The following is a 26,154-nucleotide window of genomic DNA, read 5'->3' as shown; positions in this document are numbered from 1 at the left end:
TTCGATCAGTCCGGAATCGCTTCAGGGGCTTGCCGTGGGGCGGGCGCCGTCAAGGAGGTAATCTTGATCAGCAGCGCCAGGTGGCCGTTGTCGAGATAGTTGAGTTGGCCGTTCTTGGTGTGGCTGTCCTGCTTCAGGCGCTCGCTGGCGGTAACCATGCCGTTGCTGTCGATCTGATTGACCCAGAAGTCGGCGTTCACATCGGTGAAGCGTCCCAGTTTCATTTCCAGGGTGCCCTCGATCGGGAACTGGCCGAACTGTTCCTGGCCGTCGCTGACGGCGACCTTGGTCGGCGCTTCGCCGAGGGTCTGCTGCCAGGCCTTGTGCAGCAGCACGCTGTACTCGCCGCTGGCGGTAAGTTTGTTGGCGACGTCGTTCAGCGCCGGGGTACGCTGGCTGTCATCAGCCAGGTGCTGGGCGCCGGCGGCCCAGTCCTCCGGCGCAGCGCGGCTGACAATGGCCGGAACGGCGTTCTGGCGGACCAGAATCATTTCGACCTGATACAGGTCATCGGCAAACGCCATCGGTGCTACCAAGGTCAGTAGCAAAGTCAGTGAGCGAAACAGGCGCATGCGGCGTCCTTCAAACAGTTTTCGGGAGGAGGCGCTCGAACAACGCCTCTACAGTATTAAAGCGCTCTTCCGGGCGCTCCATCGGCACCTGGAACTTGAACATCGTGGCGCCTTCGAATTTGTAGCGTTTTGGCTGAGTCTGGATCAGTTTGATCAGCGTCATCGGGTCAACCGGCGTCTGCGCGGCGAACTCGATGCGGCCACCTTGCGGGCCGCCGTCGACCTTCTTGATGCCCAACTGCTCGGCCTGCAACTTGAGCGCGGTGATGCGCACCAGGTTCTTGGTCGGCTCCGGCAACAGGCCGAAACGGTCGATCATCTCCACTTGCAGATCCTTCAGGCCTTCCTCGTCGGTGGCCGACGCGATGCGCTTGTACAGGATCAGTCGCGCGTGCACATCCGGCAGGTAGTCTTCCGGAATCAGCGCCGGCACCCGCAGGTTGACCTCCGGGCCACCGCCGAGCGGTTGGTCGAGATTCGGCTGCTCGCCCTTGCGGATCGATTTCACCGCGCGCTCGAGCATTTCCATATACAGCGTGAAACCCACGGCCTGGATCTGACCGCTCTGACCGTCGCCGAGCAGTTCGCCGGCACCACGGATTTCCAGATCGTTGGTCGCCAGGACGAAACCGGCACCGAGGTCCTGGGTGTTGGCGATCGCTTCCAGACGCTTTTCCGCATCCGAAGTGATTTGCTGGCGCGGCGGCGTCAGCAGGTAGGCGTAGGCCTGGTGGTGGCTGCGGCCGACCCGCCCGCGCAACTGGTGGAGTTGCGCCAGGCCGAACTTGTCGGCGCGCTCGATGATGATGGTGTTGGCGCTCGGCACGTCGATGCCGGTCTCGATGATGGTCGAGGCGATCAGCACGTTGAAGCGCTTGTGATAAAAGTCGCTCATCACCTGTTCGAGTTCGCGTTCGCGCATCTGCCCGTGGCCGATGCCGATCCGCGCTTCCGGCACCAGTTCGGCGAGATCTGCCGCGCATTTCTCGATGGTCTTCACGTCGTTGTGCAGGTAGTAAACCTGACCACCGCGCAGCAGCTCACGCAGCAAGGCCTCTTTGACCGTGCTCTTGTTCTGCTCCATGACGAAAGTGCGCACCGACAGACGTCGCGCCGGCGGCGTGGCGATGATCGACAGGTCACGCATGCCCGACACCGCCATGTTCAGCGTGCGCGGAATCGGCGTGGCGGTCAGCGTGAGAATGTCGACTTCGCTGCGCAGAGCCTTGAGCTGTTCTTTCTGACGGACACCGAAGCGGTGTTCTTCGTCGATGATCACCAGCCCGAGGTTTTTGATCTTCACATCGTCGGACAGCAGTTTGTGCGTGCCGATGACGATGTCGATCTTGCCTTCCGCCAGGTCGGCGATCGCGGCGTTGACTTCCTTGGCCGACTTGAAGCGGCTCATCACTTCCACGGTCACCGGCCAATCGGCGAAGCGGTCGCGGAAGCTGTTGTAGTGCTGCTGGGCGAGCAGGGTGGTCGGCACCAGAATCGCCACCTGACGACCGCCGTGCACGGCGATGAAGGCGGCGCGCATGGCCACTTCGGTCTTGCCGAAACCGACGTCACCGCAGACCAGGCGGTCCATCGGTTTCGGTGCGAGCATGTCTTCGCGCACCGCTTCGATGGTCGATTGCTGGTCCGGGGTTTCTTCGAACGGGAAGCCGGCACTGAACGTGGCGTAATCGGCCTTCGGATCGGCGAACGCGTAGCCTTCGCGAGCGGCGCGACGGGCATAGATGTCGAGCAATTCGGCGGCGACATCGCGCACTTGTTCGGCGGCTTTGCGCTTGGCTTTCTGCCAGGTCTCGGAGCCGAGGCGGTGCAGTGGCGCCAGTGAGTCATCGCTGCCGGTGTAACGCGCGATCAGGTGCAGGTTGGCCACCGGCACATAGAGCTTGGCGTTCTCGGCATATTCCAGGGTGAGGAATTCGGCTGCCTGATTGTCGATTTCCAGAATCGTCAGGCCCAGATAGCGCCCGACCCCGTGGTCGATGTGCACCACCGGCGCGCCTTCGCGCAGCTCGGTAAGGTTCTTGATCACTGCATCGTTGTTGGCGTCGGCGCGTTTTTCCCGGCGGCGACGCTGCATGACCCGTTGGCCGAACAGCGGGCTCTCGGCCACCAGCGCCAGCGCCGGGTCGTCGAGCATCAAGCCTTCGTCGAGCGGGGCAATGGTGATCGCCAGGCGATCCTTGCTGCTGACGAAGTCCGGCCAACTGTCGACGGTTTTCGGCCGCAGCTTCAGGCGTTCCAGCAGCTCCAGCAGGACTTCGCGACGGCCCGCCGATTCGGCGGTGAACAGCACGCGCCCGGGGAATTCGTCGAGGAATGCCGAAAGTGCTGCCAGCGGTTGTGTGGCCTTGGCTTCGATCGCCAGATTCGGCAGCGTCTGCGCCGGGAAGCGCTCACGGCCGGCGCCGCTTTCCACGTCCTGCTGGCTGGCGACGACGCGCGGCCAGCTCTTGAGGCGGGCAAAACAGTCTTCTACCGGCAGGAACAATTCAGCGGGTGGCAATAAAGGACGCGATGGATCGACGCGGCGTTCTTCGTAGCGATTGCGCACGTCGTTCCAGAAGTTTTCCGCTGCTTGCTCGATGCCCGGCAACGAGAACACCTGAGTGTCCTGTGGCAGGTAATCGAACAGGGTCGAGGTTTCGTCGAAGAACAGCGGCAGGTAGTACTCGATACCGGCCGGGGTAATCCCGCTGCTCAGGTCCTGGAAGATCGGGCAGCGCCGGAAGTCGACATCGAAACGTTCGCGGAAACGCGCCTTGAAGCGGGTGACCGCATCTTTCTGCAGCGGGAACTCACGGGCCGGCAGCAGCTTGACCGAATCGACCTTGTCGATGGAGCGCTGGTTTTCCGGGTCGAAGGTGCGCAGGGTTTCGATTTCGTCGTCGAACAGGTCAATCCGATACGGCAGCTTGCTGCCCATCGGGAACAGGTCGATCAGTGCGCCGCGCACGGTGAACTCGCCATGTTCGTAGACCGTATCGACGTAGCGATAGCCGCTGGCCTCAAGCCGCGAGCGCATCTGCTCGACGTCGAGCTTCTGCCCGACATCCAGTACCAGACTGCTGCCGAGGAGGAATTTGGTCGGCGCCAGGCGGTGCAGGGCGGTGGTGATCGGCACCACCAGCACACCGTGCGCAAGTTCCGGCAGCCTGTATAAGCTGGCAATGCGCTGGGAAATGATGTCCTGGTGCGGCGAGAACAGATCGTAGGGCAGGGTTTCCCAGTCGGGAAAATGCAGAACGGGCAAATCCGGGGCGAAGAAACTCAGCTCCTGTTCCAGCCGTTCGGCACTCTGGCTGTCGGCGGTCAGTAGCAGGGTGAAGCGCTTGGCAGCGCTGGCAGCCTCGGCAATCGCGAGACTCAGGGCAGCACCGGGCAGGTTGCCCCAATGCTGTTTACCTGCCGCAGCAGGGAGAAGCGGTAGACGCAGAACGGGCACGGAAGGTTGAGCTCCAGGCTTTGCGACAAAGTCGGTAATTGTAGCGGCGTCCGGTGCCGCCTGTCAGTTGCAGACTGCGTCTATCTTCGCGGTTTGCGCGAAATGTAGTGGTAACCATAAAAACGAGCACTTTTTTTACGGTTATGTAGTGCCGAAATCGACTGGTGTTACGGAGGGTTACAGACATCGTCTAACAGTCGTCGAAAAATTGACTGCGCTGGAAGCCCCGGTTTTACTGGGCTGGCGCGAGGCGTAATTTTTTTGAACGGAATTTTGTTACCGATTGCGCGACAAGCGCGCATTGCTACAAGAGGTTCTCGGCGGCATAATGTAGCCCCTTTTTTCTGCCCCTACATGTGGAAGGTTCCCGTGACTCAGAAGCCCGACCAGTGTCTTGGTGAATGGATCGACCGTGAAGCACTCGCAGAAGCGATGATTCCGCTTATCGGTCAGCTCTACCGCAACAATAACGTGGTGAGCTCGATCTATGGCCGCAGCCTGATCAACCAGTCTGTCATCGCGATTCTCAAAGCGCACCGCTTTGCTCGCCATCGTTCCTCCGACGACAGCGAACTCTCCGTCCACGAAACATTCCCTCTGCTGAAAGCCATGAGCGAGCTCAAGCTCGGCGCGGCTTCGGTAGACCTGGGCAAGTTGGCGTTCAAATTCCGCAATGAAGGCAACGGCCGCAGCGCCGAGCAGTTCGTGCGTGAAGAAATGGCTGACGTGGTTGGCCAGCAAAACGCATCGGCCCGCAAAGGCACTGACGTTGTGCTGTACGGCTTCGGTCGTATCGGCCGTCTGCTGGCGCGCATCCTGATCGAGAAAACCGGTGGTGGCGACGGTCTGCGTCTGCGTGCCATCGTCGTGCGCAAAGGCGCCGAAAACGACCTGACCAAACGCGCCAGCCTGCTGCGTCGCGATTCGGTACACGGTTCGTTCAACGGCACCATTACCATCGACGAAGAAAACAACACCATCACCGCCAACGGTAACCTGATCCAGGTGATCTACGCGAAGAACCCGACCGAGGTGGATTACACCCAGTACGGCATCAAAGACGCGCTGCTGGTGGACAACACCGGTGTATGGCGTGACGCCGATGGCCTGGGTCAGCACCTGCAATGCCCGGGTGTCGCCCGCGTTGTTCTGACCGCGCCTGGCAAAGGCAAGCTGAAGAACATCGTTCACGGTATCAACCACAACGAAATCACCGCTGACGACAAGATCGTGTCCGCCGCTTCCTGCACCACCAACGCCATCGTGCCGGTGCTGAAGGCTGTGAATGACAAGTTCGGCATCATCAACGGTCACGTCGAAACCGTTCACTCGTACACCAACGACCAGAACCTGATCGACAACTTCCACAAGGGCGATCGCCGTGGCCGTTCGGCCGCGCTGAACATGGTCATTACCGAGACCGGTGCTGCCACCGCTGCTGCCAAGGCCCTGCCTGAGCTGGCCGGCAAGCTGACCGGTAACGCGATCCGCGTTCCGACGCCAAACGTGTCGATGGCCATTCTCAACCTGAACCTTGAGAAAGCCGCCACCCGTGAAGAGATGAACGAGTACCTGCGCTACATGGCGCTGCACTCCGATCTGCACAAGCAAATCGACTTCGTCAACTCGCAGGAAGTGGTGTCCACTGACTTCGTGGGTTCGCGTCACGCCGGTGTGGTCGACGCTGAAGCGACCATCGTTCAGGACAACCGCGTTGTTCTGTACGTCTGGTACGACAACGAGTTCGGCTACAGCTGCCAGGTTGTTCGCGTGATGGAAGACATGGCCGGTGTAAACCCGCCAGCATTCCCGCGCTAAGCACTCGCTGCAAATGAAAACGCCCCGACTTTGGTCGGGGCGTTTTTGTTTGTGTGGCTGGTCAATCTCTATTGCCTGTACCGGCTTCATCGCGAGCAGGCTCACTCGTACCGAAGGCGCGTGAACGCCACAAGTCCCCTGTAGGAGTGAGCCTGCTCGCGATAGCTATTCAGCGGGCGCCGCCAACTATCGAAGCCTGCGCAGTACGCAGCTCATGCTTGTTGCCACGGAACAGCACCAGCGTCGCAATCAACCCCAGCACCGCCGCACCGCTGAGCCAGATCCCCGGCGCAGCCTTGTTGTCCAGCACGTGGATCAAATACGTGCACGCCGCCGGCGTAAACCCGCCGAAGGTCGCGGTTGCCAGGCTGTAGGCCAGCGAGAACCCGGTGGTGCGCACTTCCACCGGCATGATTTCGGTCAGGGCCACGACCATCGCCCCGTTGTACGAACCGTACAGGAACGACAGCCACAGCTCGACGATCAGCAGATGACTGAAGCTCGGATTCGCCACCAGCCACGACAGTGCCGGGTAAGCGGTGAGGATTGCCAGAATGGTCGCTGCCAGCAGTAGGGGTTTACGCCCGATCTTGTCGGATACAGCGCCCATCACCGGCAGCCAGAAGAAGTTCGACAGGCCTATGCACACGGTCACCAGCAGCGCGTCGAAATCCGACAGATGCAGTTCAGCCTTGCCGAAGGTCGGGGTGTAGGCGGTGATCAGGTAGAACGAAACCGTGGTCATCACCACCAGCGCCATGCCGGCGATGACGATGCCAAAGTTCTGACCGATCGAACGGACGATTTCCCGCAGGGTAGGGCGATGTTTGCGCGCCTGGAATTCCGGAGTTTCCTCCAGCGAACGCCGAATGATGAAGATCACCGGAACGATCATGCAGCCGATCAGGAACGGCACGCGCCAGCCCCAGTCACCCATTTGTTCCGGGCTCAGCCAGTGATTGAGGCCGACGCCGAGCAGGCCGGCAAACACCACCGCCGCTTGCTGACTGGCAGACTGCCAACTGACGAAAAAGCCCTTGCGGCCCGGCGTGGCGATTTCCGCCAGATACACCGAAACCCCGCCCAGCTCGACGCCGGCCGAGAAGCCTTGGAGCAAGCGGCCGAACAGCACGATCAGCGGTGCAGCGACACCCAGCGTGGCGTAGCCCGGCACACAGGCGATGAGGATCGTGCCGGCCGCCATCAGCGCCAGGGTAATGATCAGACCTTTACGGCGACCATGCCGGTCAATGTAGGCGCCGAGGAAGATTGCCCCCAGCGGACGCATCAGGAAACCGGCACCGAACGTCGCCAGGGAAAGCATCAGGGAAGCGAAGGCGCTGTCGGCCGGGAAGAAGGTTTTGGCGATGGCCGTGGCGTAGAAGCCATAGACCATAAAGTCGAACATCTCGAGAAAATTGCCGCTGACAACGCGAAAAATCGCTTTGCCTTTGCCCGTGGTGGAGGACATTGGTCGTACTCTCTGTTGGCTGTCTTATTGGAAATCCCTGATCTAGACACGTCCTCGCCGTCACGCGGCAAACTCAGGCAGTACCCGTGAACAGTTTTGTAACCATATGTGTATAAAGATCGTTAGGCAACAACTGGTTAGGGCACTGCTTAAACGATATAGCCATTACGAAGGCCAGCACGTGGCTACGAAACGAATGAAAAACCTGAGCTGCGGCACGTGCGAACTCTTGATCCTGATCTTGATTTAAAAGATCAGGATCAAAAGATCGCAGCCTCGTTTCACTCGGCAGCTCCAACAGGTTCTGGCGCATAATCTTCAACTTTGTGTGGGGAGTAGGTGATTTGTCTGAAAGGAGGCTGATTGGCCTTTTGATGCTGATGGGTGTCTTGTCCGGCTGCGGCAACGGCGACGCCATGGAAAGCTTCGGCGGCCCGACCATGGGCAGCACCTATTCGATCAAGTACGTGCGCCATGCCGGTCTTCCCGAGGCTGCGCAGGTCCAGCTGGAAGTGGAAAAAATCCTCACCGATGTCGACCGGCAGCTGTCGACCTATCGCAGTAATTCCGACATCGAACGCTTCAATGCCTTGCCGGCGAATAGCTGTCAGACGATGCCTGCTGCCGTGCTCGAACTGGTTCGGGTTGGCGAACAACTTTCAGAGCAAAGCGAAGGCTCCTACGACCTGACCGTCGAGCCGCTGATGAACCTGTGGGGCTTCGGCCCGCAAGGCCGCGAAGAAAAAGTCCCCAGCCCCGCGGCACTGGCTGAAACCCTGCAACGGGTTGGCTACCGCCATTTGCATGTCGACGGTGATCGCTTGTGCAAGGACGCCGCTGTCGAAGTCGACTTCAACAGCATCGCCGCCGGTTACGCCGTCGACACCATTGCCGCCCGACTCGAAGCCATGGGCATCCATGACTACCTCGCCGAAGCCACGGGCGAGCTCAAGGCCAAGGGCAAAAAACTCGACGGCTCGGCATGGCGCATCGCGCTGGAGGAGCCGCGTGACGATCAACAGGTGGCCGAGCGTGTCATCAGTGTCGACGACTACGGTGTTTCCACCTCCGGTGATTACCGCAACTATTTCCTGCAGGACGGTCGGCGCTATTCCCACACCTTCGATGCACACAGCGGGGCGCCGGTCCTACACAACCTGGCGTCGGTCACGGTGATTCATCCTTCAGCGTTGATGGCCGATGGACTATCGACGCTGTTGCTGATTCTCGGGCCTGAAAGGGCCTGGGACTATGCGGAAAAACATGAGATTGGTGCATTCTTCGTGATTCGTGCCGATACGGGTTTCGTTGTCCGCACCAGTGCGGCTTTCGAGCGCCTCAGTGGCGCAAAAGTTGACTGAGAACAGTACGAAAGCTGGCGTTGTAGTGCAGGCAAAAGTAGCCTACGACGCGACCAAGGGTTAATGTGCGCGGCGTTGACGCTTCTATAGACTGTGTCCGGGTTCTTTACTGGCCCCCAATTGTTCCTTCGCGCCGCGATTCGGCGTGATTTAGCCGCCGGTGCTGCTGGCACCGCGGCCTGTTCTGAGGAGTACGCATGGCTGTCTACAACTACGACGTGGTGGTGTTGGGTTCCGGCCCGGCGGGAGAAGGCGCGGCAATGAACGCCGCCAAAGCAGGGCGCAAGGTCGCCATGGTCGACAGCCGTCGCCAGGTCGGCGGTAACTGCACCCACCTGGGCACCATCCCGTCCAAGGCCCTGCGTCACTCGGTCCGGCAGATCATGCAGTTCAACACCAACCCGATGTTCCGGGCGATCGGCGAGCCGCGCTGGTTCTCCTTCCCGGACGTGTTGAAAAGCGCCGAGAAAGTCATTTCCAAACAAGTCGCTTCGCGTACCGGCTACTACGCCCGTAACCGCGTCGACGTGTTCTTCGGCACCGGCAGCTTCGCTGACGAGCAAACCATCGAAGTGGTCTGCGCCAACGGTGTGGTCGAGAAGCTGGTGGCCAAGCACATCATCATCGCCACCGGTTCGCGCCCGTATCGCCCGGCGGACATCGATTTCCACCACCCGCGTATCTACGATAGCGACACCATCCTCAGCCTCGGCCACACCCCGCGCAAACTGATCGTTTACGGCGCCGGCGTGATCGGCTGCGAATACGCCTCGATCTTCAGCGGTCTGGGTGTGCTGGTCGAGCTGGTGGACAACCGCGGTCAGTTGCTGAGCTTCCTCGACTCGGAAATCTCCCAGGCGTTGAGCTACCACTTCAGCAACAACAACATCACTGTGCGCCACAACGAAGATTACGATCGTGTCGAAGGCGTGGACAACGGCGTGATCCTGCACCTCAAATCCGGCAAGAAGATCAAGGCCGACGCCTTGCTCTGGTGCAACGGCCGTACCGGCAACACCGACCAGCTCGGTCTGGAAAACATCGGGGTCAAGGTCAACAGCCGTGGTCAGATCGAAGTCGACGAGGCTTACCGTACCTGCGTGCCGAACATCTACGGTGCCGGCGACGTGATCGGCTGGCCGAGCCTGGCCAGTGCCGCCCACGACCAGGGTCGTTCGGCCGCCGGCAGCATTGTCGATAACGGTAGCTGGCGCTTTGTGAATGACGTGCCGACTGGCATCTACACCATTCCGGAGATCAGCTCGATCGGCAAGAACGAGCAGGAACTGACCCAGGCCAAAGTGCCGTACGAAGTGGGCAAGGCGTTCTTTAAGAGCATGGCGCGTGCACAGATCGCCGGCGAGCCGCAAGGCATGCTGAAGATCCTGTTCCACCGTGAAACCCTGGAAGTGCTGGGCGTTCACTGCTTCGGCTATCAGGCGTCGGAGATCGTGCACATCGGTCAGGCGATCATGAGCCAGCCGGGTGAGCTGAACACCCTGAAGTATTTCGTCAACACCACGTTCAACTACCCGACCATGGCCGAAGCCTATCGGGTAGCGGCGTACGACGGCCTCAACCGGCTTTTTTGACGGGCTCCGGCCGGTGGCCTGAGCCGGCCGGGGAGACCGATTTCAGCAATTCTCGAGCGTGGCAGTGGCCAAACCGGGAAAGTCTGTAATCAGGCTGTCAACGCCGAAGTCGGCGAGTCTGCGCATCAGCGCAGGCTCGTTGACGGTCCACACTGACACATGCAGCCCCTGACGCTGCGCCTTCTGCAGGCGTTCCGGCGTACACAGCGTCCAGTTCAACGCCAGAATCTCACAGCCATAGCTGGCCGCGACCTTCAACGGGTCGAGCCAGGCGTATTCGGCCACCAGTCCCCGCGACACGTCCGGCACCAGGTCCAGCGCCGCTTTCAGCACTTCCCGTGAACTCGAGGTGATGGTGATCTTGTCCAGCAGGCCATGACGCTGGGCCATTTCGCGAATTGCCAGCACGGTGGTTGCCGCGCGGGTGCGCGAGGCACTTTTGACTTCCAGCTGCCAGTGCTCGAAATCACACTTCTCGAACAATTCTTCCAGCGTTGGAATCGGGCACGGCTTGATCCAGCCCGGGCCGCCCTTGCGCGCATCGTAGGTCACCAGTTCGGCGGCGGTGTGCTCGACCACTTTGCCACGCCGGTCGGTGGTGCGCTTGAGGGTCGGGTCGTGGATCACCATCAGCTCGCCGTCCTTGGACAGGTGCAGATCCAGTTCACAACGGCGTACGCCGTGTTTGAGACATTCCTGAAAGCTGGTCAGGGTGTTTTCCGGTGCTTCGCCCTTGGCGCCGCGGTGGCCGTAGATGAGGGTCACGGTGCTTCCTTAATTTAAATGCCGGATTCGTTCTGTTCGCGGGCCAGGCGTCGTTCCTGGGCCTGCTTTTGCAAGATATAACGGGCGAGCAACTGGCGCTGGGCGTCGGTCAAGTGTTCGAACTCGGTGCCGACGTCGTAGCCGTCGCCCTTGCGGTCGCAATGGGTCACGCGGGCGCGCAGCAGCAGGCCCAGTGCCTGGGGCATCAGCACCAGTTTGACCGACAGGTGCGCGCCGGGGGCGAGCGCGGTCGGGTGCTGAAAATCTATTCCGCCTTCGGAGATGATCACCGGTTGCGGCTCGCCGATGTGGCCGAGCACGGTCAGGGCGACCACCTGGCTGAGCAGGTCGATGCGCTTGTTCTGGGATTTGAGGAACGCGGCGATGGCCCGGTCGCGCTCACTGATCTGGCGCAGCAGGTGCTGCGATTCGAATTCGCTCAGGTGCAGTTCGCTGAGCAGGTTGAACAGCGGGGAAGCATCCTGCAACACTTCCTGGCCTGCGGCTTCGGGAGCGGACAGGGGCCGAATTTCCAGTGCGATCGTGTCCTCGATACGGTAGTATTCGCGGCGATCTTCTTCATCTAATGTCGACATGGCGAACCCATGGTAGCGGCGGTGGTCTGAGTGTAAAGCTGGTTATCGACCCCCGCCACAAGGACGTTCCTTTTCCCTCCGAACAAGCCCCGACATGTTCAGACCTCTCTTCGTATTTATCGGCACGCGTTATACCCGTGCAAAACGTCGCAATCATTTTGTGTCATTCATTTCCCTGACTTCGATGATCGGGCTCGCCCTCGGCGTGATCGTGATGATCGTGGTGCTATCGGTGATGAACGGCTTCGATCATGAGATGCGCACCCGCGTGCTGGGCATGGTGCCCCACGCGACCCTTGAATCCGGCGAACCGATCAACGATTGGCAAAGCCTGGCCGCCAAGGTCAAACGCAACCCGGAGGTGACGGCCGTTGCGCCGTTCACCCAGATGCAGGGTTTGCTGACCAATAATGGCCAGGTGTCCAAGGTGTTGCTTAACGCCATCGACCCTGCGCTCGAACGCAACGTGTCGATCATCGACAACTTCATGAAGCAGGGCAAACTTGACGACCTGACGCCGGGCAGTTTCGGCATCGTCATCGGCGACAAGGCCGCGACCAAGCTTGGCGTCGGCCTCGGTGACAAGGTCACCTTCGTCGCGCCGGAAGTCAGCGTGACCCCGGCCGGGATGTTCCCGCGCATGAAGCGCTTTACCGTGGTCGGCATCTTCCATGTCGGCGCCGGTGAGCTGGACGGCTATCTGGGCGTCACCAACCTGCAGGATCTGGCGAAGATGCACCGCTGGAAGCCTGATCAGGTGCAGGGCATCCGGTTGAAGTTCGATGATCTGTTCCAGGCGCCGCGCGTGGCCTGGACCATCGCCCAGCAGCTTGGCGAAGACCACTACTACGCCCGCGACTGGACCCGCACCCACGGCAACCTGTATCAGGCGATCCGCATGGAAAAAGCCATGATCGGTCTGCTGTTGCTGCTGATCGTCGCGGTGGCTGCGTTCAACATCATTTCCACGCTGGTGATGGTGGTGAACGACAAGAAGAGCGACATCGCCATTCTGCGCACCCTCGGCGCCACGCCGGGAACGATCATGCGCACGTTCATGGTCCAGGGCACGGTGATCGGCGTGGTCGGTACGGCCATTGGCGCCGTGGTCGGGATATTCGCTGCGCTTAACGTCAGCGCCGCGATTTCGGCACTGGAAGGCCTGATCGGCCACAAATTCCTTAATGCTGACGTGTATTTCATTGATTATCTTCCGTCGCAGGTGCAGAGCAAGGATGTGATCATGGTCTGCGCCGCTGCGTTGGTCCTGAGTTTTCTCGCCACCCTGTATCCAGCCTGGCGTGCCGCGCGCACCCAGCCGGCGGAGGCGCTACGTTATGAGTGAGTCGGGCATGAGTGAAAAAGCAATCTTGAGCTGCCGCAACCTGGGCAAATCCTACGAGGAAGGCCCGGAATCGGTAGAAGTACTGGCCGGCCTGCAGCTGGAACTGCATCCAGGCGAGCGTGTGGCGATTGTCGGCACCTCGGGTTCGGGCAAAAGTACTTTGCTCAACCTGTTGGGCGGCCTTGATACGCCGACCAAGGGCAGCGTCTGGCTCGACGGCGAAGAACTCTCCGCCCTCAGCGAGAAGAAGCGCGGCCTGCTGCGTAACCGCTCACTGGGCTTCGTTTACCAGTTCCACCACTTGCTGCCGGAATTCACTGCGCTGGAGAACGTCTGCATGCCGCTGTTGATCGGCAAGACGCCGATCCCGGAAGCGCGTCAGCGCGCCACCGCGTTGCTGGAGCGAGTCGGCCTGGGCCATCGTCTGGAACACAAACCGGCCGAACTGTCCGGTGGTGAGCGTCAGCGTGTGGCCATCGCCCGTGCACTGGTCAACAAGCCTGGCCTGGTGATGCTCGACGAGCCGACCGGCAACCTCGACTCCCACACCGCCCAAGGCATTCAGGACTTGATGCTGGAACTCAGCACTTCGATGCGCACGGCGTTCCTGGTGGTGACTCACGACATGAACCTGGCTCGCCAGATGGACCGCGTCCTGCACCTGCAGGAAGGTTGCCTGACGCCTATCTGACGGCTTGAAACCCGATGCCTGAAAAAGCATCGGGTCTTTTATTTTTATACGGTGCCCCAGCGAATGTTCAGACCGTTATCGATCTTTATCGGCACGCGCTATACCCGTGCCAAGCGCCGCAATCGCTTTGTTTCGTTCATCTCGATGACCTCGATGATCGGGCTCGCCCTCGGCGTGCTGGCGATGATCGTGGTGCTGTCGGTAATGAACGGCTTCCAGCGCGAGATGAGCTCGCGCATTCTCGGCATGGTGCCGCACGCGACCATCGTTGGCGTAAAGCCGATTGATGACTGGCAGCCAGTGGCCGCCGCCGCGCTGAAAAATCCTGAAGTGACCGCCGCCGTGCCGTTCACCGAGATGGAAGGCATGCTCTCCTACAAGGGCTTGATGCAGCCTATCCAGATCAGTGGGGTCGACCCGGCTCAGGAAGGCAAGGTGTCGATCGTCGCCCAGCACATTGTGCAGGGCCGTCTCGATGACCTGAAACCGGGTGAGTTCGGCGTGGTGATCGGTGAAATCACCGCGCGCCGCTTCCGCCTCAACGTCGGCGACAAGATCACCCTGATCGTGCCGGAAGTCAGCACCGCACCGGGCGGCATCACTCCGCGCATGCAGCGTCTGAACGTGGTCGGTGTGTTCAAGGTCGGTGCCGAACTGGACGGTTCCATGGGCCTGATCCACGTGGCCGACGCGGCAACCATGCAGCACTGGCAGCCGAATCAGGTGCAGAGCGTGCGCCTGGCGGTCAAGGACCTGTACGCCGCACCGAAAGTCTCCTCGGACATCGCCGGAGGCCTGGGCGCCGAGTTCAAGGCTGACGACTGGACCCACACCCAGGGCAGCCTGTTCAGCGCAATGAAAATGGAAAAAACCATGATCGGCCTGCTGTTGCTGATGATCGTCGCGGTGGCGGCGTTCAACATCATCGCCACGTTGATCATGGTGGTGAACGACAAGGGCGCGGACATCGCGATCCTGCGCACCATCGGCGCGACGCCACGGCAGATCATGGCGATCTTCATGGTGCAGGGCACGGTGATCGGGATTGTCGGCACCATTGTCGGCGGCGTGCTCGGCGTGATCGCCGCGCTGAACGTCAGTGAAATGGTCGGCTGGGTCGAGCGCGTTACCGGGCAGCACATCTTCAGTTCCGACGTGTATTTCGTCAGCAACCTGCCCTCGGAGTTGCAGGGCGGGGACGTGCTGTTGATCTGCTCGGCGGGCTTTATCCTGAGCTTCCTGGCGACGGTGTACCCGGCATTGCGGGCGGCGAAGATCGAGCCGGCTCACGCGCTCAGATATTCGTAAACGCTGAAACGCCATCGCGGGCAAGCCCGCTCCCACAGGTATTGAGTTGAATCACAATTATGTGAACGACGCAAAGTACTGTGGGAGCGGGCTTGCCCGCGATGGGGCCGGACCTGCCGGCCTCATTTTCCTTTGGGCAACTCGATCACAAACCGCGTCCAGCCCCGATCCGATTCGCAACGAATCTCCCCACCATGGGCCCGGACGATCGACTGAGTAATCGCCAAGCCCAGTCCCGCATGCTCACTGCTGCCTTCCTGGCGTGCCGGATCCGCCCGATAAAACCGGTCGAACAACCTTGGCAACAGCTCCGCTGAAATTCCATCCCCAGTGTTCTCGATCGTCACCTGCACGGCCTGCGGTCGATCGACGATGGACAGCCGCACGCTGCCCGCCGCCGGGGTAAAGCGCAGCGCGTTATCCAGCAGATTCGACAAGGCCCGACGCAACATGCTGCGGTCACCCTCGATGCGCGCATGGCCTTCGCGACTCAGTGTCACCCCGGCGTCCTCGGCCAGCGGCGCGAAAAACTCCAGCAGCACATCGCTTTCATCCGCCAGTTCCAGCGCTTCACGCCTGGGCATCAGCAAACCATGATCCGCCTTGGCCAGGTACAGCATGTCGTTGACCAGTTGCGCCATCCATTGCAGTTCCTCGAGGTTGCTGTGCAGGGCCTCGCGATAGTCCTCGATCGGGCGCGGGCGGGTGAGGGTGACCTGGGTGTGGGTCAGCAGGTTCGACAGCGGTGTGCGCAGTTCATGGGCAATGTCGGCGGAGAACGCGGATAGCCGCTGAAACGAGTCGTCGAGGCGTCCGAGCATGGCGTTGAAGCTGTGGGCCATTTCCGCAAGCTCTGGCGGCATTTGCGCTTCCGGCAGTCGGGCATTTAGCGAATGCGCAGAAATCCCACGGGCGACCGCACTCATACGTCGCAGCGGACGCAAACCGCTGCGCGCGGCCCAGGCACCGAGCAGCGCAGTGGCCAGCGCCGACAGCCCTACAGTCAGCCAGATCAGATGCTGCATACGCTGCAGGAAGTGCTGGTGGTGAGTGATGTCCAGCAACAGCGTCAGTTGCGGCGAATCGGGTTTGTCCGGGTAGAGCGGGGCGTTGAGCACGCGATATTCAGTGCCTTCGTGGCTCACGGTCGTCAGGCCGGATTGTGGCGGCAAAACCTCGGGGATCTGCGTCGAACTGTCGTATTCGCGTTGGCCGTCACTGCCCGTGATGCGCAGTGCCAGATCGGCCTGGCGGCTCAGCTCATCGGCCAGTCGCGCCTCACGTTGACCGGGTTGAACATCTTGCAGGGCGCGACGCAGACCGATCAGTTGGCCGTCCAGTTGTTGCTGGTCGAGTTCGATGAAGTGCGCCTCGCTGGCGCGATTGAACAACACCCCGGCAAACAGCGAGACCACGGCGGTGCAAGCGGCAAACAGCAAGGCCAGACGAGAACTCAGGGACAGACGACGCATCAGGCCGGACGCTCTTCAAGCACGTAACCCATGCCGCGCACGGTGTGGATCAGTTTGTTGGGGAAGTCATCGTCGATTTTCAGGCGCAAACGGCGGATCGCCACTTCGATCACGTTGGTGTCGCTGTCGAAGTTCATGTCCCAGACCTGCGAGGCAATCAGCGATTTCGGCAACACTTCGCCCTGACGGCGCAGAAGCATCTCCAGCAGGGCGAATTCCTTGGCGGTCAGGTCGATGCGCTGGCCGCTGCGTTCGACCCGGCGGCGAATCAGGTCCAGACGCAGGTCGGCCAGTTGCAGGCTGGTTTCCTGTGGCATCGCGCTGCCCCGGCGCAGCAGGCTGCGCACCCGGGCCAGCAGTTCGGAGAAGGCGAACGGTTTGACCAGATAGTCGTCGGCGCCGAGTTCGAGGCCGTGCACCCGGTCTTCCACGGCATCCTTGGCGGTCAGAAACAGCACGGGCGTGTCGAGGCCGGCGCTGCGCACCGCGTGCAGGATCTGCCAGCCACTGCGCCCGGGCAACATCACATCGAGGATCAGCAGCGCATAATCACCGCTCAGGGCCAGTTGCTGACCGCTGTTACCGTCGGCCACCAGTTCGGTGTTGAAACCGGCCTCGGTCAGGCCCTGGCGCAGGTAGTGGCCGGTTTTCGGTTGGTCTTCGACGATCAGCAGTTTCATGGGCGGCTCGGGTTGATCCAGGTTGGGGAAACGAAAGCGTTATACCGTGAGCGCTGGCGACAGGCGCCAACCTGACAAAGTTGTAATCTGCCTGTCAGGTCGCTGCCAGCGCGGGCGGGCTAGAGTTTCCCACAGGCTGAACCCTGTCTTGTTGGAGTATGACTATGTTTTTGCGCAACCCTCTGGCCGTCGCCGCCTGTTTACTGGCACTGAGTTCATCTGCCTGGGCCGCGCCCGCGCACACGTATGATTTCGGCCAGCCGGCGCCGGCGGCCAAGGCCACCCGCAGCATTGAGGTGGTGCTGAACGACATGTCGTTCGACCCCAAGGCGATTCAGGTCAAGGCCGGTGAGACCGTGCGCTTTGTGCTGGTGAATAAAGGTCAGTTGCTGCACGAATTCAACCTCGGTGACGCGGCGATGCATGCCAGGCACCAGCAGGAAATGTTGCAGATGCAGCAAAGCGGCATGCTTACACCTACCGGCATGAAAGAAATGTCCCACGACATGGCGAGCATGGATCACGCGGCCATGGGCCACGGCATGAAGCACGACGACCCGAACAGCGTGCTGGTCGAGCCGGGCAAAACCGCAGAACTGACCTGGACCTTCAGCAAGGCCACCAGCCTCGAATTTGCCTGCAATATTCCCGGGCATTACCAGGCGGGCATGGTCGGCAAATTGACTGTCAGTCAGTAAGCACTCAAAGGCGCGAGCAAAGGCTGATAGAATCCGCTGATTCTTCAGTCAGGTTTCCGCCATGCATCCCGCAGCCGAACATTCGCCGCTGGGCAAATCCAGCGAATACATCGCCACGTACACGCCGTCCCTGTTGTTCCCGATCCCGCGCACCGCGAAGTGGGCTGAACTGGGACTGACCGCTGATACCCTGCCGTATAAAGGTGTGGATTTCTGGAACTGCTTCGAGTTGTCGTGGCTGCTGCCGTCGGGCAAGCCGGTGGTGGCGATTGGTGAATTCAGTATTCCGGCTGATTCGCCGAACATCATCGAATCCAAGTCGTTCAAGCTGTACCTGAACTCGCTGAACCAGACGCCGTTTGCCGACGTCCCCAGCCTGGAAGCAACGCTGGTCAAGGATTTGTCTGCCGCTGCCGGCAAACCGGTCGGCGTGCGGGTGCGCAGCCTGAAGGACGTCGAAGCCGAAGGCATCGTGGCATTGCCGGGCGTGTGCATTGACGACCTGGACATCAGCGTCAGCAACTATGAGCATCCGCGTCCGGAACTGCTGCGTTGCGATGACTCGAAGATTGTCGAAGAAAGCGTGCACAGTCATCTGCTCAAATCCAACTGCCCGGTGACCAGTCAGCCGGACTGGGGCAGCGTGGTGGTGGAATATCGCGGCGCGGCACTGGATCACGCCAGCCTGCTGGAATACATCGTCAGCTTCCGCCAGCATTCGGACTTCCATGAGCAGTGTGTGGAGCGGATTTTCCTTGATCTGCAGCGTCTGCTGAAGCCAGAAAAGCTCACCGTGTTTGCGCGGTATGTGCGTCGCGGTGGATTGGATATCAACCCGTACCGCAGCACTGAATCTGTGCAGTTGCCGAACCACCGACTGGTCCGTCAATAAGTCCCCCCTTGTAGGAGTGAGCCTGCTCGCGATAGCGCAATGACATGCACATTGATGTTGGCTGATACGCCGCTATCGCGAGCAGGTTCACTCCTACAAAGGGACTGCGTTTCAAATCGCGCCCATGAAAAAGCCCTGCCAGTGATGGCAGGGCTTTTTGCATTTCAGCGCAGGGCGGTCAGATGCCCATGCTGCCCAGCGCATTGACGATATTGCGCAAGGTGCCGGCAATGGCCGGGTGTTCGAGTTCGAAGCGGTCAACCGCCAGGTTCACGCCATCGGCGATGCTGGCGTCCTGCGTGGCGCTCTCCAGTTTGATTTCCGATTCGATCTGCGCCATCAGCGCATGCAGATCTTCACGCTCGGCTTCGGACAGTGGCGGATTCTGCTCCAGTTGCACGCGCAGGGTGTCGAGTTGTTTTTGCAGTTCTTGGGCGGGCATGGTGTGGTTCCTTTTATCAAGAGGCACTGGCATTGACCGCAGCCGCGCGCCAAAGGTCTATGGCTGACCTTTAGATTAATCCACTCTGCTGCAACCTGCATGATCCCGGTCAGGGCTTTTCGCCTTTGAGACGGCGCAGGCTGATGTCGGCCAGGCAGGTGTCGAGTTCGCCCAAATGATCGATCACCGAATGCACGCCCAGCCCGAACAACTGCATGGTGGCCTTGCCGCGTCGTTGTTCGCGTTCCTTCTGGCTCAGGGCTTGCCACTCGCTCGGCGACAGCCCGCACAGCGAGCCGCAGGACGCCAGACCAATGGTCCACAGCCCGGCATTGAGGCCCGATTGCAGCAGGCGCGGTTCACCGCTGACCAGCACGCAGCCGTCCAGACGGCTGACGTTCAAGGCCATCAGTGCTTGCCAGCAGGCATTGGGTGCGGGCCATGGATTGATTGTTGCTGAATATTGCGTCGGTTTGATCCACGCCGGCAGCACGGCCGCCAGCGGTTGCGCAAGGGCAGGGGGCAGCTCGTCGATCCAGGCACACGGAATCTGCTGGCGCTGCAGCCTGTGCAAGCTGTCGAGGGCGCCGGGGGTGGCTTCGGTGTGCTCGGGCAGCACGTTGGCGTGTTGAGGGGCGCGGGCGCCGAAATCCACCAGACAACCACTGAGTCCGAACAGCACGGCGGTCAGCCCGGGTGCGGTGACAGGCAAGGCTTCAGCGTGAGTCATGACAACGTCCCTGAAATAGTCATGAGGCTAGGGGACGCCGGTGACAGTTGGATGACAGGCGTGTGAAAAGGGGCGCCGGGAAACGTCCTGCACGACTCTTCACGGGTAGACTGCTCAAAATGGCTTTTGCGCTTATACTAGCGCTCTTAACGCCTGGGCCAACGGTGCCCGCGCCAGTAAAAATCCAAGGAGCTTTTCTATGCGCTGGAGCAATCCTCTCGCTCAGCTATGTGTATGTGCCGGCGTTTTGCTGGTTTCGTTCGCCGCTAACGCCGCGACGGAAGAAGACCCTTGGGAAAGCGTCAACCGCCCGATCTTCCAGTTCAACGACTTCGTCGACACCTACGCGCTCAAGCCGCTGGCACAGGGCTATGAATACGTGACGCCGCAGTTCCTCGAAGACGGCATCCACAATATGTTCCGCAACGTTGGTGACGTTACCAACCTGGCGAACAACATTCTGCAGGCCAAACCTGCGGCAGCCGGTGTCGACACCGCGCGGATCATCTTTAATACCACCTTCGGTCTGCTGGGTTTCTTCGACGTCGGCACCAAAATGGGCCTCAATCGCAGCGACGAAGACTTCGGTCAGACCCTCGGCTACTGGGGCGTCGGCAGCGGCCCTTACGTGATGCTGCCGTTGCTCGGCCCAAGCACCCTGCGTGATGCGCCGTCGAAGTATGTCGACAGCTACACGGGCCCGTACCGCTACATCAACGACATCCCGGTGCGTAACTCGACATTCGGTCTGAATATCGTCGACACCCGCGCCAGCCTGTTGTCGAGCGAGAAGCTGATCAGCGGCGACAAGTACACCTTCATCCGCAACGCCTACCTGCAGAACCGCGAGTTCAAGGTCAAGGACGGTAAGGTCGTAGACGATTTTTAATGTCGACCCGCAATGAAGAAGGCGGCCCTTGAGGCCGCCTTTTTTGTGTGCGCTTATTTCATCTTCAGAATGGTCAGGCCGAGTTTCTGGCTTTCGTTGTCCTGGGCCTTGACCCATACCACTTCGGTCTCGGCTTCCAGTCCGCTCAGCGCTGCATGCTCGGAATCGATGCGCACGCTCAACCGGTCACCCACCGCGAACTGACGTGGCGCTTCGACCTGCATGCCACTGCTGGAGAGGTCGATGCACACGCCCGACACCTCGTCCCCTTCATGAATCAACACGACATCGGCATCGACTCGCATACGGATGAAATCGCGCTTTTCGCTGTAGTCCCGACCGGTTTGACTCATGGCTTCGACCTTCCATTGGGTTACGGTTTGAGCTGTTCTTATAACTCTCGGTGATTTGACAAGTAAAGTCGTCAAGCGACCATCGGCGCATGCTTGAAACGCCCCGCGGATGGGAGTACCGTCTGCGCCTTAGAAGGGCACCTCTGGTGCAGTCGCGTTCCGGGCCAATGCTCGAAAGCGGTGCAGCAGAGAGGCTAGAAAGCGAATCCAGTAGTCTGAGCCGGGCCGATGCCCCGCCTGCTACGCCAACCTAATTCTGGCGCCGTTTGCCCACATGCCAAAAACCAGTGCCACGCTGCTGATAATCGATGATGACGAAGTAGTGCGCGCGAGCCTCGCGGCCTATTTGGAAGACAGTGGTTTCAGCGTCCTGCAGGCCAGCAACGGCCAACAGGGTCTTCAGGTATTCGAGCAAGACAAGCCCGACTTGGTCATCTGCGATCTGCGCATGCCGCAGATGGGCGGTCTCGAACTCATCCGCCAGGTCACCGAACGCTCACCGCAAACGCCGATGATCGTCGTTTCGGGTGCCGGCGTGATGAACGACGCGGTCGAGGCGCTGCGCCTGGGTGCGGCGGACTACCTGATCAAGCCTCTCGAAGACCTGGCCGTGCTCGAGCACTCCGTGCGCCGTGCGCTGGATCGTGCGCGTCTGCTGCTGGAGAACCAGCGCTACCGCGAGAAGCTGGAGAAGGCCAACCGCGAGCTCGAAGCCAGCCTGAATCTGCTCCAGGAAGACCAGAACGCCGGTCGCCAGGTGCAGATGAACATGCTGCCGGAAAGCCCGTGGCGCGTGGACGAGTTCCAGTTTGCGCACCAGATCATCCCGTCGCTGTACCTGTCGGGTGATTTTGTCGATTATTTCCGGGTCGACGAGCGCCGTGTGGCGTTTTACCTGGCCGACGTATCGGGCCATGGCGCGTCTTCCGCGTTCGTCACCGTGCTGCTGAAGTTCATGACCACGCGCTTGCTGTTCGAGTCCAAGCGCAATGGTACCTTGCCGGAATTCAAGCCTTCGGAAGTTCTTGGTCATATCAACCGGGGGCTGATCAGTTGTAAGCTGGGCAAACACGTCACAATGGTCGGTGGAGTCATCGACGAGGAGACCGGTTTGTTGACCTATAGCATCGGCGGCCATCTGCCGTTGCCTGTGTTGTACACGCCTGACAGTGTTCGTTACCTCGAAGGTCGCGGTTTGCCGGTGGGCCTTTTCAATGAGGCCACCTACGAAGATCACGTGCTTGAGCTGCCTCCGACATTCAGCCTGACGCTGATGTCCGACGGCATTCTGGATCTGTTGCCAGAACCTACGCTCAAGGAAAAAGAAGCCGCTTTGCCTCAACGGGTGAAGTCGGCGGGCGGCAGCCTGGATGGTCTGCGGCAAGTGTTTGGATTGGCCACGCTAGGGGAGATGCCGGATGATATCGCCCTGTTGGTGTTGAGCAGGAACCTTCAATGAGTACCGGTAGAATCCAGTTCGCCGAGCAGGACGGCACGTTCGTCCTGAAGTTCGTCGGTGAAGTTCGCCTGACCCTGTGTTCGGCGTTGGATGCGACTATTGAGAAAATCTTCACCGCGTTGAATTTCAACGCGATCGTGATCGATTTGACCGAAACCCGTAGCATCGACAGCACCACGTTGGGCCTGCTGGCCAAGCTGTCGATCCTGTCCCGGCAAAAGGTCGGCCTGCTGCCGACCGTCGTCACCACCCACGAAGACATCACGCGTCTGCTGCAGTCGATGGGCTTCGAGCAGGTGTTCAACATCGTCAACCACCCGGTGCCGTGCCCGGAGTGCCTGGACGACCTGCCGGATCAGGACCAGTCCGAAGAAGTGGTGCGGATCAAGGTGCTGGAAGCGCACAAGATCCTCATGGGACTGAATGACTCGAATCGTGAAGCCTTCCACGACCTGGTGAATGCCCTCGAAAGGCATTGATGGCCCTGTGGCGAGGGAGCTTGCTCCCGCCGGGCAGCGAAGCGGACCCAAGACTGGCTACAAGGTTTTTTCAGACAGATTGCATAGGCAGGGTTTATGACTGCTGCGCAGCCAAGCGGGAGCAAGCTCCCTCGCCACAGATCATCATCTGACTCAATTCATCACCTGCCACACCTGGCTGTTACCGAGCAGCACAAAAAAGGGCGAACCCAACCGGGTTCGCCCTTTTTGCATTCCTGCGACTCAGATCACAGCTTGGCCTGCAGCAGCGCCTCGAGCTTTTCCTGGTCGCGGGCAAACTGACGGATGCCCTCGGCCAGTTTCTCGGTGGCCATCGCGTCTTCGTTGGACAACCAGCGGAACTGCGCTTCGTTCAGGCTCAGGCGCGCTTCGCCAGCGTGGCCCGGGGCGAGTTTGCGCTCCAGTTTGCCGGTGTCTGCTGCCAGCTTGTCGATCAGGTCCGGGCTGATGGTCAGGCGGTCGCAGCCGGCCAGTTGCTCGATCTGGCTCAGGTTGCGGAAGCTGGCGCCCATGACCACGGTCTTGTAGTCATTGGCTTTGTAGTAGTTGTAGATGCGGGTGACCGACTGTACGCCCGGATCATCGGCGCCGATGTAGTCGTTGCCGTTGGCCTTTTTGTACCAGTCGTAGATGCGGCCCACGAACGGCGAGATCAGGAACACCCCGGCGTCAGCGCAAGCGGCGGCCTGAGCGAAGGAGAACAGCAGGGTCAGGTTGGTCTGGATGCCTTCTTTCTCGAGAATCTCGGCAGCGCGGATGCCTTCCCAGGTCGAAGCGATCTTGATCAGTACGCGGTCACGGCCGACGCCGGCCTTGTCGTACAGTTCGATCAGGCGGTGCGCACGCTTGAGCACGGCGTCCTGGTCGAACGACAGGCGCGCATCCACTTCGGTGGAGATACGGCCCGGGATCACTTTGAGAATTTCCTGGCCGACCGCGACGCCGAAACGGTCGCTGGCCAGGCCCACATCGCCCTTGCAGTCGCTGACGCAGGCGTTCAGCAGTTCGGCGTAGGCTGGAATGGCTGCGGCTTTAAGCAGCAGGGAAGGGTTGGTGGTGGCGTCGACCGGCTTGACCCGGGCGATCGCTTCGAAGTCGCCGGTGTCGGCAACCACGGTGGTCATCTGTTTGAGTTGTTCCAGTTTGGAAGTCATGAATGTGCTCTGTCCTGTGGGTTTGACGACATTACCCGAGCGCTGACAGTCACTCAAGGGTATCCGGGCGTATCGGAGGCCCCGCTGGCAACAACCTGAGAATGGTTGCTTGATGGGCGGGGCGCGGTATCGATGAATACGATGCCAAAATCGGCCGCAGGTTCAAAGCAACTGACGGCCAACGCCCCTTAAGCTGATTATTGGGGTTATTGCTGGCTCAACTGAGTCCTCACCGCCGTTTGCGCCGGTTTCGGCTGGCCGTCGGAGGTCAGCAGGCCGAAATTCTTTTCGCGATCATTGCTGCCCGTTTCGCTGTTTTTCCATTCGTAGATCGAGGTCAGCGCAATGTTGCGGGTTTTGATATCGGCGACGAACGCGCTGATTTTACTGGCCTGGCCCTCAGTCCCGCCGTTGGAGGCGAGTGCCGAGATGCCCCATTCGCTGATCACCCCCGGCAGATGGAAATTCTGCTGGATGAACGCCTGGGCGTTGCTGATCTGCGTGCCGGTCATGCCATAGGGATGGTAGGAGATCGCGCTGAGGCATTTGGGGTATTCGCTGACGATTCGGTTGAGCGCCACCGTGGACGCCGAGCCGGCGGTGGGTGGCCGGGCGAAGCCAAAGCCGATCACCGGGATGGTTTGGGGCTTGTCCTGCAACGTCTTGCAAGCGGCGCTCATGAACGGCACGAACGTCGTGTCGAAATTCCCGGTCGGCCAGTAGGTGCCCAGGTCCGGCTCATTCCACAACTCGATCGCCACCAGTTGCGAGCCGTAGGTCGCTGCCAGACTGGTCAGCGCATTGGCATACGCGACGCCCGCGTTCGGCAGGTCATTGGCCGGTAGCGGCTTGGTCGCGCGCAGGGTCATCAGCACCGGCAGGCCGGCGGCACGGGCCACGGCGAAGGCGTCGCTGATCTGCTTCTGGTAGGCGGCGCTGGCCAGGCTGTCCGTCCACACGCCAAAGCGCACGAAACTGAAGCCGGTGGCTTTGACATGCTCGGCGTCGGCAGCGGAAAAGGTCTGGACCTTGACCTGAACACCGATGGTTTTATTGGCCGGCAATGTCGGAAACAATTCATTGGCCTGACTCTGGCTGGTTGCTGCCAGCAGGAACAGGGTCAGGGCGCTCAGGCGTTTGAGATGGGCTGATTTCATGTCGGTTCTCCGGGTGAGAAGTGACAACGGCGAAAAAGTATCTCGAGATAACTGATTCGAAACTAACAATGGCACTAAGTGCGTCAATGTTATTTTTTGTCAGGAAAACAAAGCCTGAAAATCACAGTTATTTTTGGTCCGGTAATTCTGTTTGGGCGACTTTTAGTGCTGTGGTACTTAATACGCTGGTGTTAACAGGGCGAATCTATTTCTGAGTGCAGGATGATCTAGTGGGTTCATTAAGATCCGCTCTAGATGTTGGCAGTTTGATATTACACAGGAAAGTAAACCTTGTTCAGAAAGATCCTTGTCGTGTGCGTTGGCAATATCTGCCGAAGTCCGACAGCAGAACTTCTGCTGCGTAACGCGCTGACCCCCTCAACCATCTCGGTGACCTCCGCAGGCCTCGCGGCGCGGGTGGGCGAAGGCATGGAAGCGTCGGCGCGCCAGGTGCTTGAAGATCGCGGCCACAGCGCCGAGGGTTTCACCGCGCGGCAATTGACCGCCGATCTCGTCAATGAGTCGGACCTGATTCTGGTCATGGAAAAACAACACGTGAATCAGGTGCTGAAGATTGCCGCGCACGCCAGAGGCAAAGTGTTTCTTCTGGGCAAGTGGCAGAGCGAACGCGAAATACAGGATCCGTATCGTCAAGGTAAGGCCGCTTTTATTCATGCCCATGCATTGATTGAAGATGCTGTTAGCTCGTGGGCGCAGCGCCTCGGACATTGATGAATATTCTTCAGATC

General features: G+C 60.2%; 25 protein-coding genes. 12 read left to right on the top strand and 13 right to left on the bottom strand.

Going from position 1 to position 26,154, the window contains the following annotated elements; genetic code table 11:
- Positions 1-5: 5 nt before the first annotated feature.
- The gene (locus J5M57_RS03195) at positions 6-572 is read right to left on the bottom strand and encodes a CsiV family protein (RefSeq protein ID WP_064588429.1); all 567 of its coding nucleotides are present in this window, start codon (positions 570-572) and stop codon (positions 6-8) included.
- Positions 573-582: 10 nt separating this feature from the next.
- On the bottom strand, positions 583-4,032 hold the full coding sequence (gene mfd / locus J5M57_RS03190; RefSeq protein ID WP_207848735.1) for a transcription-repair coupling factor: 3,450 nt from the start codon (positions 4,030-4,032) through the stop codon (positions 583-585).
- A 354-nt stretch (positions 4,033-4,386) separates the two neighbouring features.
- Here mfd and J5M57_RS03185 point away from each other — a divergent pair, with 354 nt between their 5' ends.
- Entirely contained in the window at positions 4,387-5,850 is a 1,464-nt protein-coding gene (locus J5M57_RS03185; RefSeq protein ID WP_064588427.1) for a glyceraldehyde-3-phosphate dehydrogenase, read from the top strand.
- Between the two features lie 169 nt (positions 5,851-6,019).
- Here the strand turns inward: J5M57_RS03185 and J5M57_RS03180 are convergent, their stop codons facing one another.
- Positions 6,020-7,321, bottom strand: a complete 1,302-nt coding sequence (locus tag J5M57_RS03180; protein ID WP_064588426.1) for an MFS transporter — start codon at positions 7,319-7,321, stop codon at positions 6,020-6,022.
- 73 nt (positions 7,322-7,394) lie between these two features.
- Entirely contained in the window at positions 7,395-7,634 is a 240-nt protein-coding gene (locus tag J5M57_RS03175) for a hypothetical protein (RefSeq protein WP_207848736.1), read from the bottom strand.
- Positions 7,635-7,695: 61 nt separating this feature from the next.
- On the opposite strand from J5M57_RS03175, the gene J5M57_RS03170 reads away from it, so the two are divergent.
- Complete coding sequence (locus J5M57_RS03170) at positions 7,696-8,682, top strand: FAD:protein FMN transferase (RefSeq protein WP_207848737.1); 987 nt, start codon at positions 7,696-7,698, stop codon at positions 8,680-8,682.
- A gap of 197 nt (positions 8,683-8,879) precedes the next feature.
- Entirely contained in the window at positions 8,880-10,274 is a 1,395-nt protein-coding gene (gene sthA, locus J5M57_RS03165; RefSeq protein ID WP_064117858.1) for a Si-specific NAD(P)(+) transhydrogenase, read from the top strand.
- Positions 10,275-10,316: 42 nt separating this feature from the next.
- On the opposite strand, the gene J5M57_RS03160 is transcribed toward sthA, so the two are convergent.
- On the bottom strand, positions 10,317-11,039 hold the full coding sequence (locus J5M57_RS03160; RefSeq protein ID WP_064588424.1) for a glycerophosphodiester phosphodiesterase family protein: 723 nt from the start codon (positions 11,037-11,039) through the stop codon (positions 10,317-10,319).
- Between the two features lie 14 nt (positions 11,040-11,053).
- Positions 11,054-11,635, bottom strand: coding sequence for a PilZ domain-containing protein (locus J5M57_RS03155; protein WP_064588423.1), 582 nt, complete (start codon positions 11,633-11,635; stop codon positions 11,054-11,056).
- A gap of 94 nt (positions 11,636-11,729) precedes the next feature.
- On the opposite strand from J5M57_RS03155, the gene J5M57_RS03150 reads away from it, so the two are divergent.
- From J5M57_RS03150 to J5M57_RS03140, 3 genes are all read left to right on the top strand, one after another.
- Complete coding sequence (locus J5M57_RS03150) at positions 11,730-12,980, top strand: lipoprotein-releasing ABC transporter permease subunit (protein ID WP_207848738.1); 1,251 nt, start codon at positions 11,730-11,732, stop codon at positions 12,978-12,980.
- A gap of 7 nt (positions 12,981-12,987) precedes the next feature.
- Positions 12,988-13,671, top strand: coding sequence for a lipoprotein-releasing ABC transporter ATP-binding protein LolD (gene lolD, locus J5M57_RS03145; protein WP_169844077.1), 684 nt, complete (start codon positions 12,988-12,990; stop codon positions 13,669-13,671).
- A gap of 63 nt (positions 13,672-13,734) precedes the next feature.
- Positions 13,735-14,979: a lipoprotein-releasing ABC transporter permease subunit gene (locus tag J5M57_RS03140; protein ID WP_207848739.1), complete on the top strand. Its 1,245-nt coding sequence runs from the start codon at positions 13,735-13,737 to the stop codon at positions 14,977-14,979.
- A gap of 122 nt (positions 14,980-15,101) precedes the next feature.
- On the opposite strand, the gene J5M57_RS03135 is transcribed toward J5M57_RS03140, so the two are convergent.
- Together J5M57_RS03135 and J5M57_RS03130 are read right to left on the bottom strand one after the other, a co-directional pair.
- Positions 15,102-16,451 carry a heavy metal sensor histidine kinase gene (locus tag J5M57_RS03135; RefSeq protein ID WP_207848740.1) on the bottom strand — a complete coding sequence of 450 codons (1,350 nt, stop codon included), beginning with the start codon at positions 16,449-16,451 and terminating at the stop codon, positions 15,102-15,104.
- The gene (locus J5M57_RS03130; RefSeq protein ID WP_064588418.1) at positions 16,451-17,131 is read right to left on the bottom strand and encodes a heavy metal response regulator transcription factor; all 681 of its coding nucleotides are present in this window, start codon (positions 17,129-17,131) and stop codon (positions 16,451-16,453) included. The genes J5M57_RS03135 and J5M57_RS03130 overlap by 1 nt, the downstream gene beginning before the upstream one ends.
- 164 nt (positions 17,132-17,295) lie before the next feature.
- Between J5M57_RS03130 and J5M57_RS03125 the strand changes: the two genes are divergently transcribed.
- Positions 17,296-17,829 (top strand): cupredoxin family protein, encoded by a 534-nt coding sequence (locus J5M57_RS03125; protein ID WP_207848741.1) that lies wholly within the window; start codon positions 17,296-17,298, stop codon positions 17,827-17,829.
- A gap of 61 nt (positions 17,830-17,890) precedes the next feature.
- The gene (gene queF, locus J5M57_RS03120; protein WP_207848742.1) at positions 17,891-18,721 is read left to right on the top strand and encodes an NADPH-dependent 7-cyano-7-deazaguanine reductase QueF; all 831 of its coding nucleotides are present in this window, start codon (positions 17,891-17,893) and stop codon (positions 18,719-18,721) included.
- Between the two features lie 178 nt (positions 18,722-18,899).
- On the opposite strand, the gene J5M57_RS03115 is transcribed toward queF, so the two are convergent.
- Positions 18,900-19,163: a DUF4404 family protein gene (locus J5M57_RS03115; RefSeq protein ID WP_064588415.1), complete on the bottom strand. Its 264-nt coding sequence runs from the start codon at positions 19,161-19,163 to the stop codon at positions 18,900-18,902.
- Positions 19,164-19,272: 109 nt separating this feature from the next.
- On the bottom strand, positions 19,273-19,893 hold the full coding sequence (locus J5M57_RS03110) for an HAD family phosphatase (RefSeq protein ID WP_207848743.1): 621 nt from the start codon (positions 19,891-19,893) through the stop codon (positions 19,273-19,275).
- Positions 19,894-20,092: 199 nt separating this feature from the next.
- Here J5M57_RS03110 and J5M57_RS03105 point away from each other — a divergent pair, with 199 nt between their 5' ends.
- Positions 20,093-20,782, top strand: coding sequence for a VacJ family lipoprotein (locus J5M57_RS03105; RefSeq protein ID WP_064588413.1), 690 nt, complete (start codon positions 20,093-20,095; stop codon positions 20,780-20,782).
- A 53-nt stretch (positions 20,783-20,835) separates the two neighbouring features.
- On the opposite strand, the gene J5M57_RS03100 is transcribed toward J5M57_RS03105, so the two are convergent.
- Positions 20,836-21,135, bottom strand: a complete 300-nt coding sequence (locus tag J5M57_RS03100) for a PilZ domain-containing protein (RefSeq protein ID WP_064588412.1) — start codon at positions 21,133-21,135, stop codon at positions 20,836-20,838.
- Between the two features lie 274 nt (positions 21,136-21,409).
- Between J5M57_RS03100 and rssB the strand changes: the two genes are divergently transcribed.
- Positions 21,410-22,594, top strand: coding sequence for a two-component system response regulator RssB (gene rssB / locus J5M57_RS03095; RefSeq protein ID WP_083368392.1), 1,185 nt, complete (start codon positions 21,410-21,412; stop codon positions 22,592-22,594).
- Complete coding sequence (rssC, locus tag J5M57_RS03090; protein ID WP_003226553.1) at positions 22,591-23,073, top strand: anti-sigma factor antagonist RssC; 483 nt, start codon at positions 22,591-22,593, stop codon at positions 23,071-23,073. The genes rssB and rssC overlap by 4 nt, the downstream gene beginning before the upstream one ends.
- A 248-nt stretch (positions 23,074-23,321) precedes the next feature.
- Here rssC and tal read toward each other — a convergent pair whose 3' ends face one another.
- Both tal and J5M57_RS03080 read right to left on the bottom strand, forming a co-directional pair.
- Positions 23,322-24,248, bottom strand: coding sequence for a transaldolase (tal, locus tag J5M57_RS03085; RefSeq protein ID WP_169843550.1), 927 nt, complete (start codon positions 24,246-24,248; stop codon positions 23,322-23,324).
- Positions 24,249-24,454: 206 nt separating this feature from the next.
- Complete coding sequence (locus J5M57_RS03080; RefSeq protein ID WP_207848744.1) at positions 24,455-25,405, bottom strand: glycosyl hydrolase family 5; 951 nt, start codon at positions 25,403-25,405, stop codon at positions 24,455-24,457.
- A 291-nt stretch (positions 25,406-25,696) separates the two neighbouring features.
- On the opposite strand from J5M57_RS03080, the gene J5M57_RS03075 reads away from it, so the two are divergent.
- The gene (locus J5M57_RS03075) at positions 25,697-26,137 is read left to right on the top strand and encodes a low molecular weight protein-tyrosine-phosphatase (RefSeq protein ID WP_169843552.1); all 441 of its coding nucleotides are present in this window, start codon (positions 25,697-25,699) and stop codon (positions 26,135-26,137) included.
- The last annotated feature ends 17 nt before the right edge of the window (positions 26,138-26,154 follow it).

It is taken from the genome of Pseudomonas sp. 86_A (genome assembly GCF_017491705.1).
Taxonomy (GTDB): domain Bacteria; phylum Pseudomonadota; class Gammaproteobacteria; order Pseudomonadales; family Pseudomonadaceae; genus Aquipseudomonas; species Aquipseudomonas koreensis.
The sequence above is the reverse complement of the archived record's forward strand: the minus strand, read 5'-3'. Positions and strand labels throughout refer to the sequence as shown.

Bases quoted from the DNA above. Each gene is read 5' to 3' on its own strand.
- J5M57_RS03195 (WP_064588429.1), bottom strand. From the start codon at position 572: ATGCGCCTGTTTCGCTCACTGACTTTGCTACTGACCTTGGTAGCACCG.
- J5M57_RS03185 (WP_064588427.1), top strand. From the start codon at position 4,387: ATGTGGAAGGTTCCCGTGACTCAGAAGCCCGACCAGTGTCTTGGTGAA.
- J5M57_RS03180 (WP_064588426.1), bottom strand. From the start codon at position 7,321: ATGTCCTCCACCACGGGCAAAGGCAAAGCGATTTTTCGCGTTGTCAGC.
- J5M57_RS03175 (WP_207848736.1), bottom strand. From the start codon at position 7,634: ATGCGCCAGAACCTGTTGGAGCTGCCGAGTGAAACGAGGCTGCGATCT.
- J5M57_RS03170 (WP_207848737.1), top strand. From the start codon at position 7,696: ATGCTGATGGGTGTCTTGTCCGGCTGCGGCAACGGCGACGCCATGGAA.
- sthA (WP_064117858.1), top strand. From the start codon at position 8,880: ATGGCTGTCTACAACTACGACGTGGTGGTGTTGGGTTCCGGCCCGGCG.
- J5M57_RS03155 (WP_064588423.1), bottom strand. From the start codon at position 11,635: ATGTCGACATTAGATGAAGAAGATCGCCGCGAATACTACCGTATCGAG.
- J5M57_RS03150 (WP_207848738.1), top strand. From the start codon at position 11,730: ATGTTCAGACCTCTCTTCGTATTTATCGGCACGCGTTATACCCGTGCA.
- lolD (WP_169844077.1), top strand. From the start codon at position 12,988: ATGAGTGAAAAAGCAATCTTGAGCTGCCGCAACCTGGGCAAATCCTAC.
- J5M57_RS03140 (WP_207848739.1), top strand. From the start codon at position 13,735: ATGTTCAGACCGTTATCGATCTTTATCGGCACGCGCTATACCCGTGCC.
- J5M57_RS03135 (WP_207848740.1), bottom strand. From the start codon at position 16,451: ATGCGTCGTCTGTCCCTGAGTTCTCGTCTGGCCTTGCTGTTTGCCGCT.
- J5M57_RS03130 (WP_064588418.1), bottom strand. From the start codon at position 17,131: ATGAAACTGCTGATCGTCGAAGACCAACCGAAAACCGGCCACTACCTG.
- J5M57_RS03125 (WP_207848741.1), top strand. From the start codon at position 17,296: ATGTTTTTGCGCAACCCTCTGGCCGTCGCCGCCTGTTTACTGGCACTG.
- queF (WP_207848742.1), top strand. From the start codon at position 17,891: ATGCATCCCGCAGCCGAACATTCGCCGCTGGGCAAATCCAGCGAATAC.
- J5M57_RS03115 (WP_064588415.1), bottom strand. From the start codon at position 19,163: ATGCCCGCCCAAGAACTGCAAAAACAACTCGACACCCTGCGCGTGCAA.
- J5M57_RS03110 (WP_207848743.1), bottom strand. From the start codon at position 19,893: ATGACTCACGCTGAAGCCTTGCCTGTCACCGCACCCGGGCTGACCGCC.
- J5M57_RS03105 (WP_064588413.1), top strand. From the start codon at position 20,093: ATGCGCTGGAGCAATCCTCTCGCTCAGCTATGTGTATGTGCCGGCGTT.
- J5M57_RS03100 (WP_064588412.1), bottom strand. From the start codon at position 21,135: ATGAGTCAAACCGGTCGGGACTACAGCGAAAAGCGCGATTTCATCCGT.
- rssB (WP_083368392.1), top strand. From the start codon at position 21,410: ATGCCAAAAACCAGTGCCACGCTGCTGATAATCGATGATGACGAAGTA.
- rssC (WP_003226553.1), top strand. From the start codon at position 22,591: ATGAGTACCGGTAGAATCCAGTTCGCCGAGCAGGACGGCACGTTCGTC.
- tal (WP_169843550.1), bottom strand. From the start codon at position 24,248: ATGACTTCCAAACTGGAACAACTCAAACAGATGACCACCGTGGTTGCC.
- J5M57_RS03080 (WP_207848744.1), bottom strand. From the start codon at position 25,405: ATGAAATCAGCCCATCTCAAACGCCTGAGCGCCCTGACCCTGTTCCTG.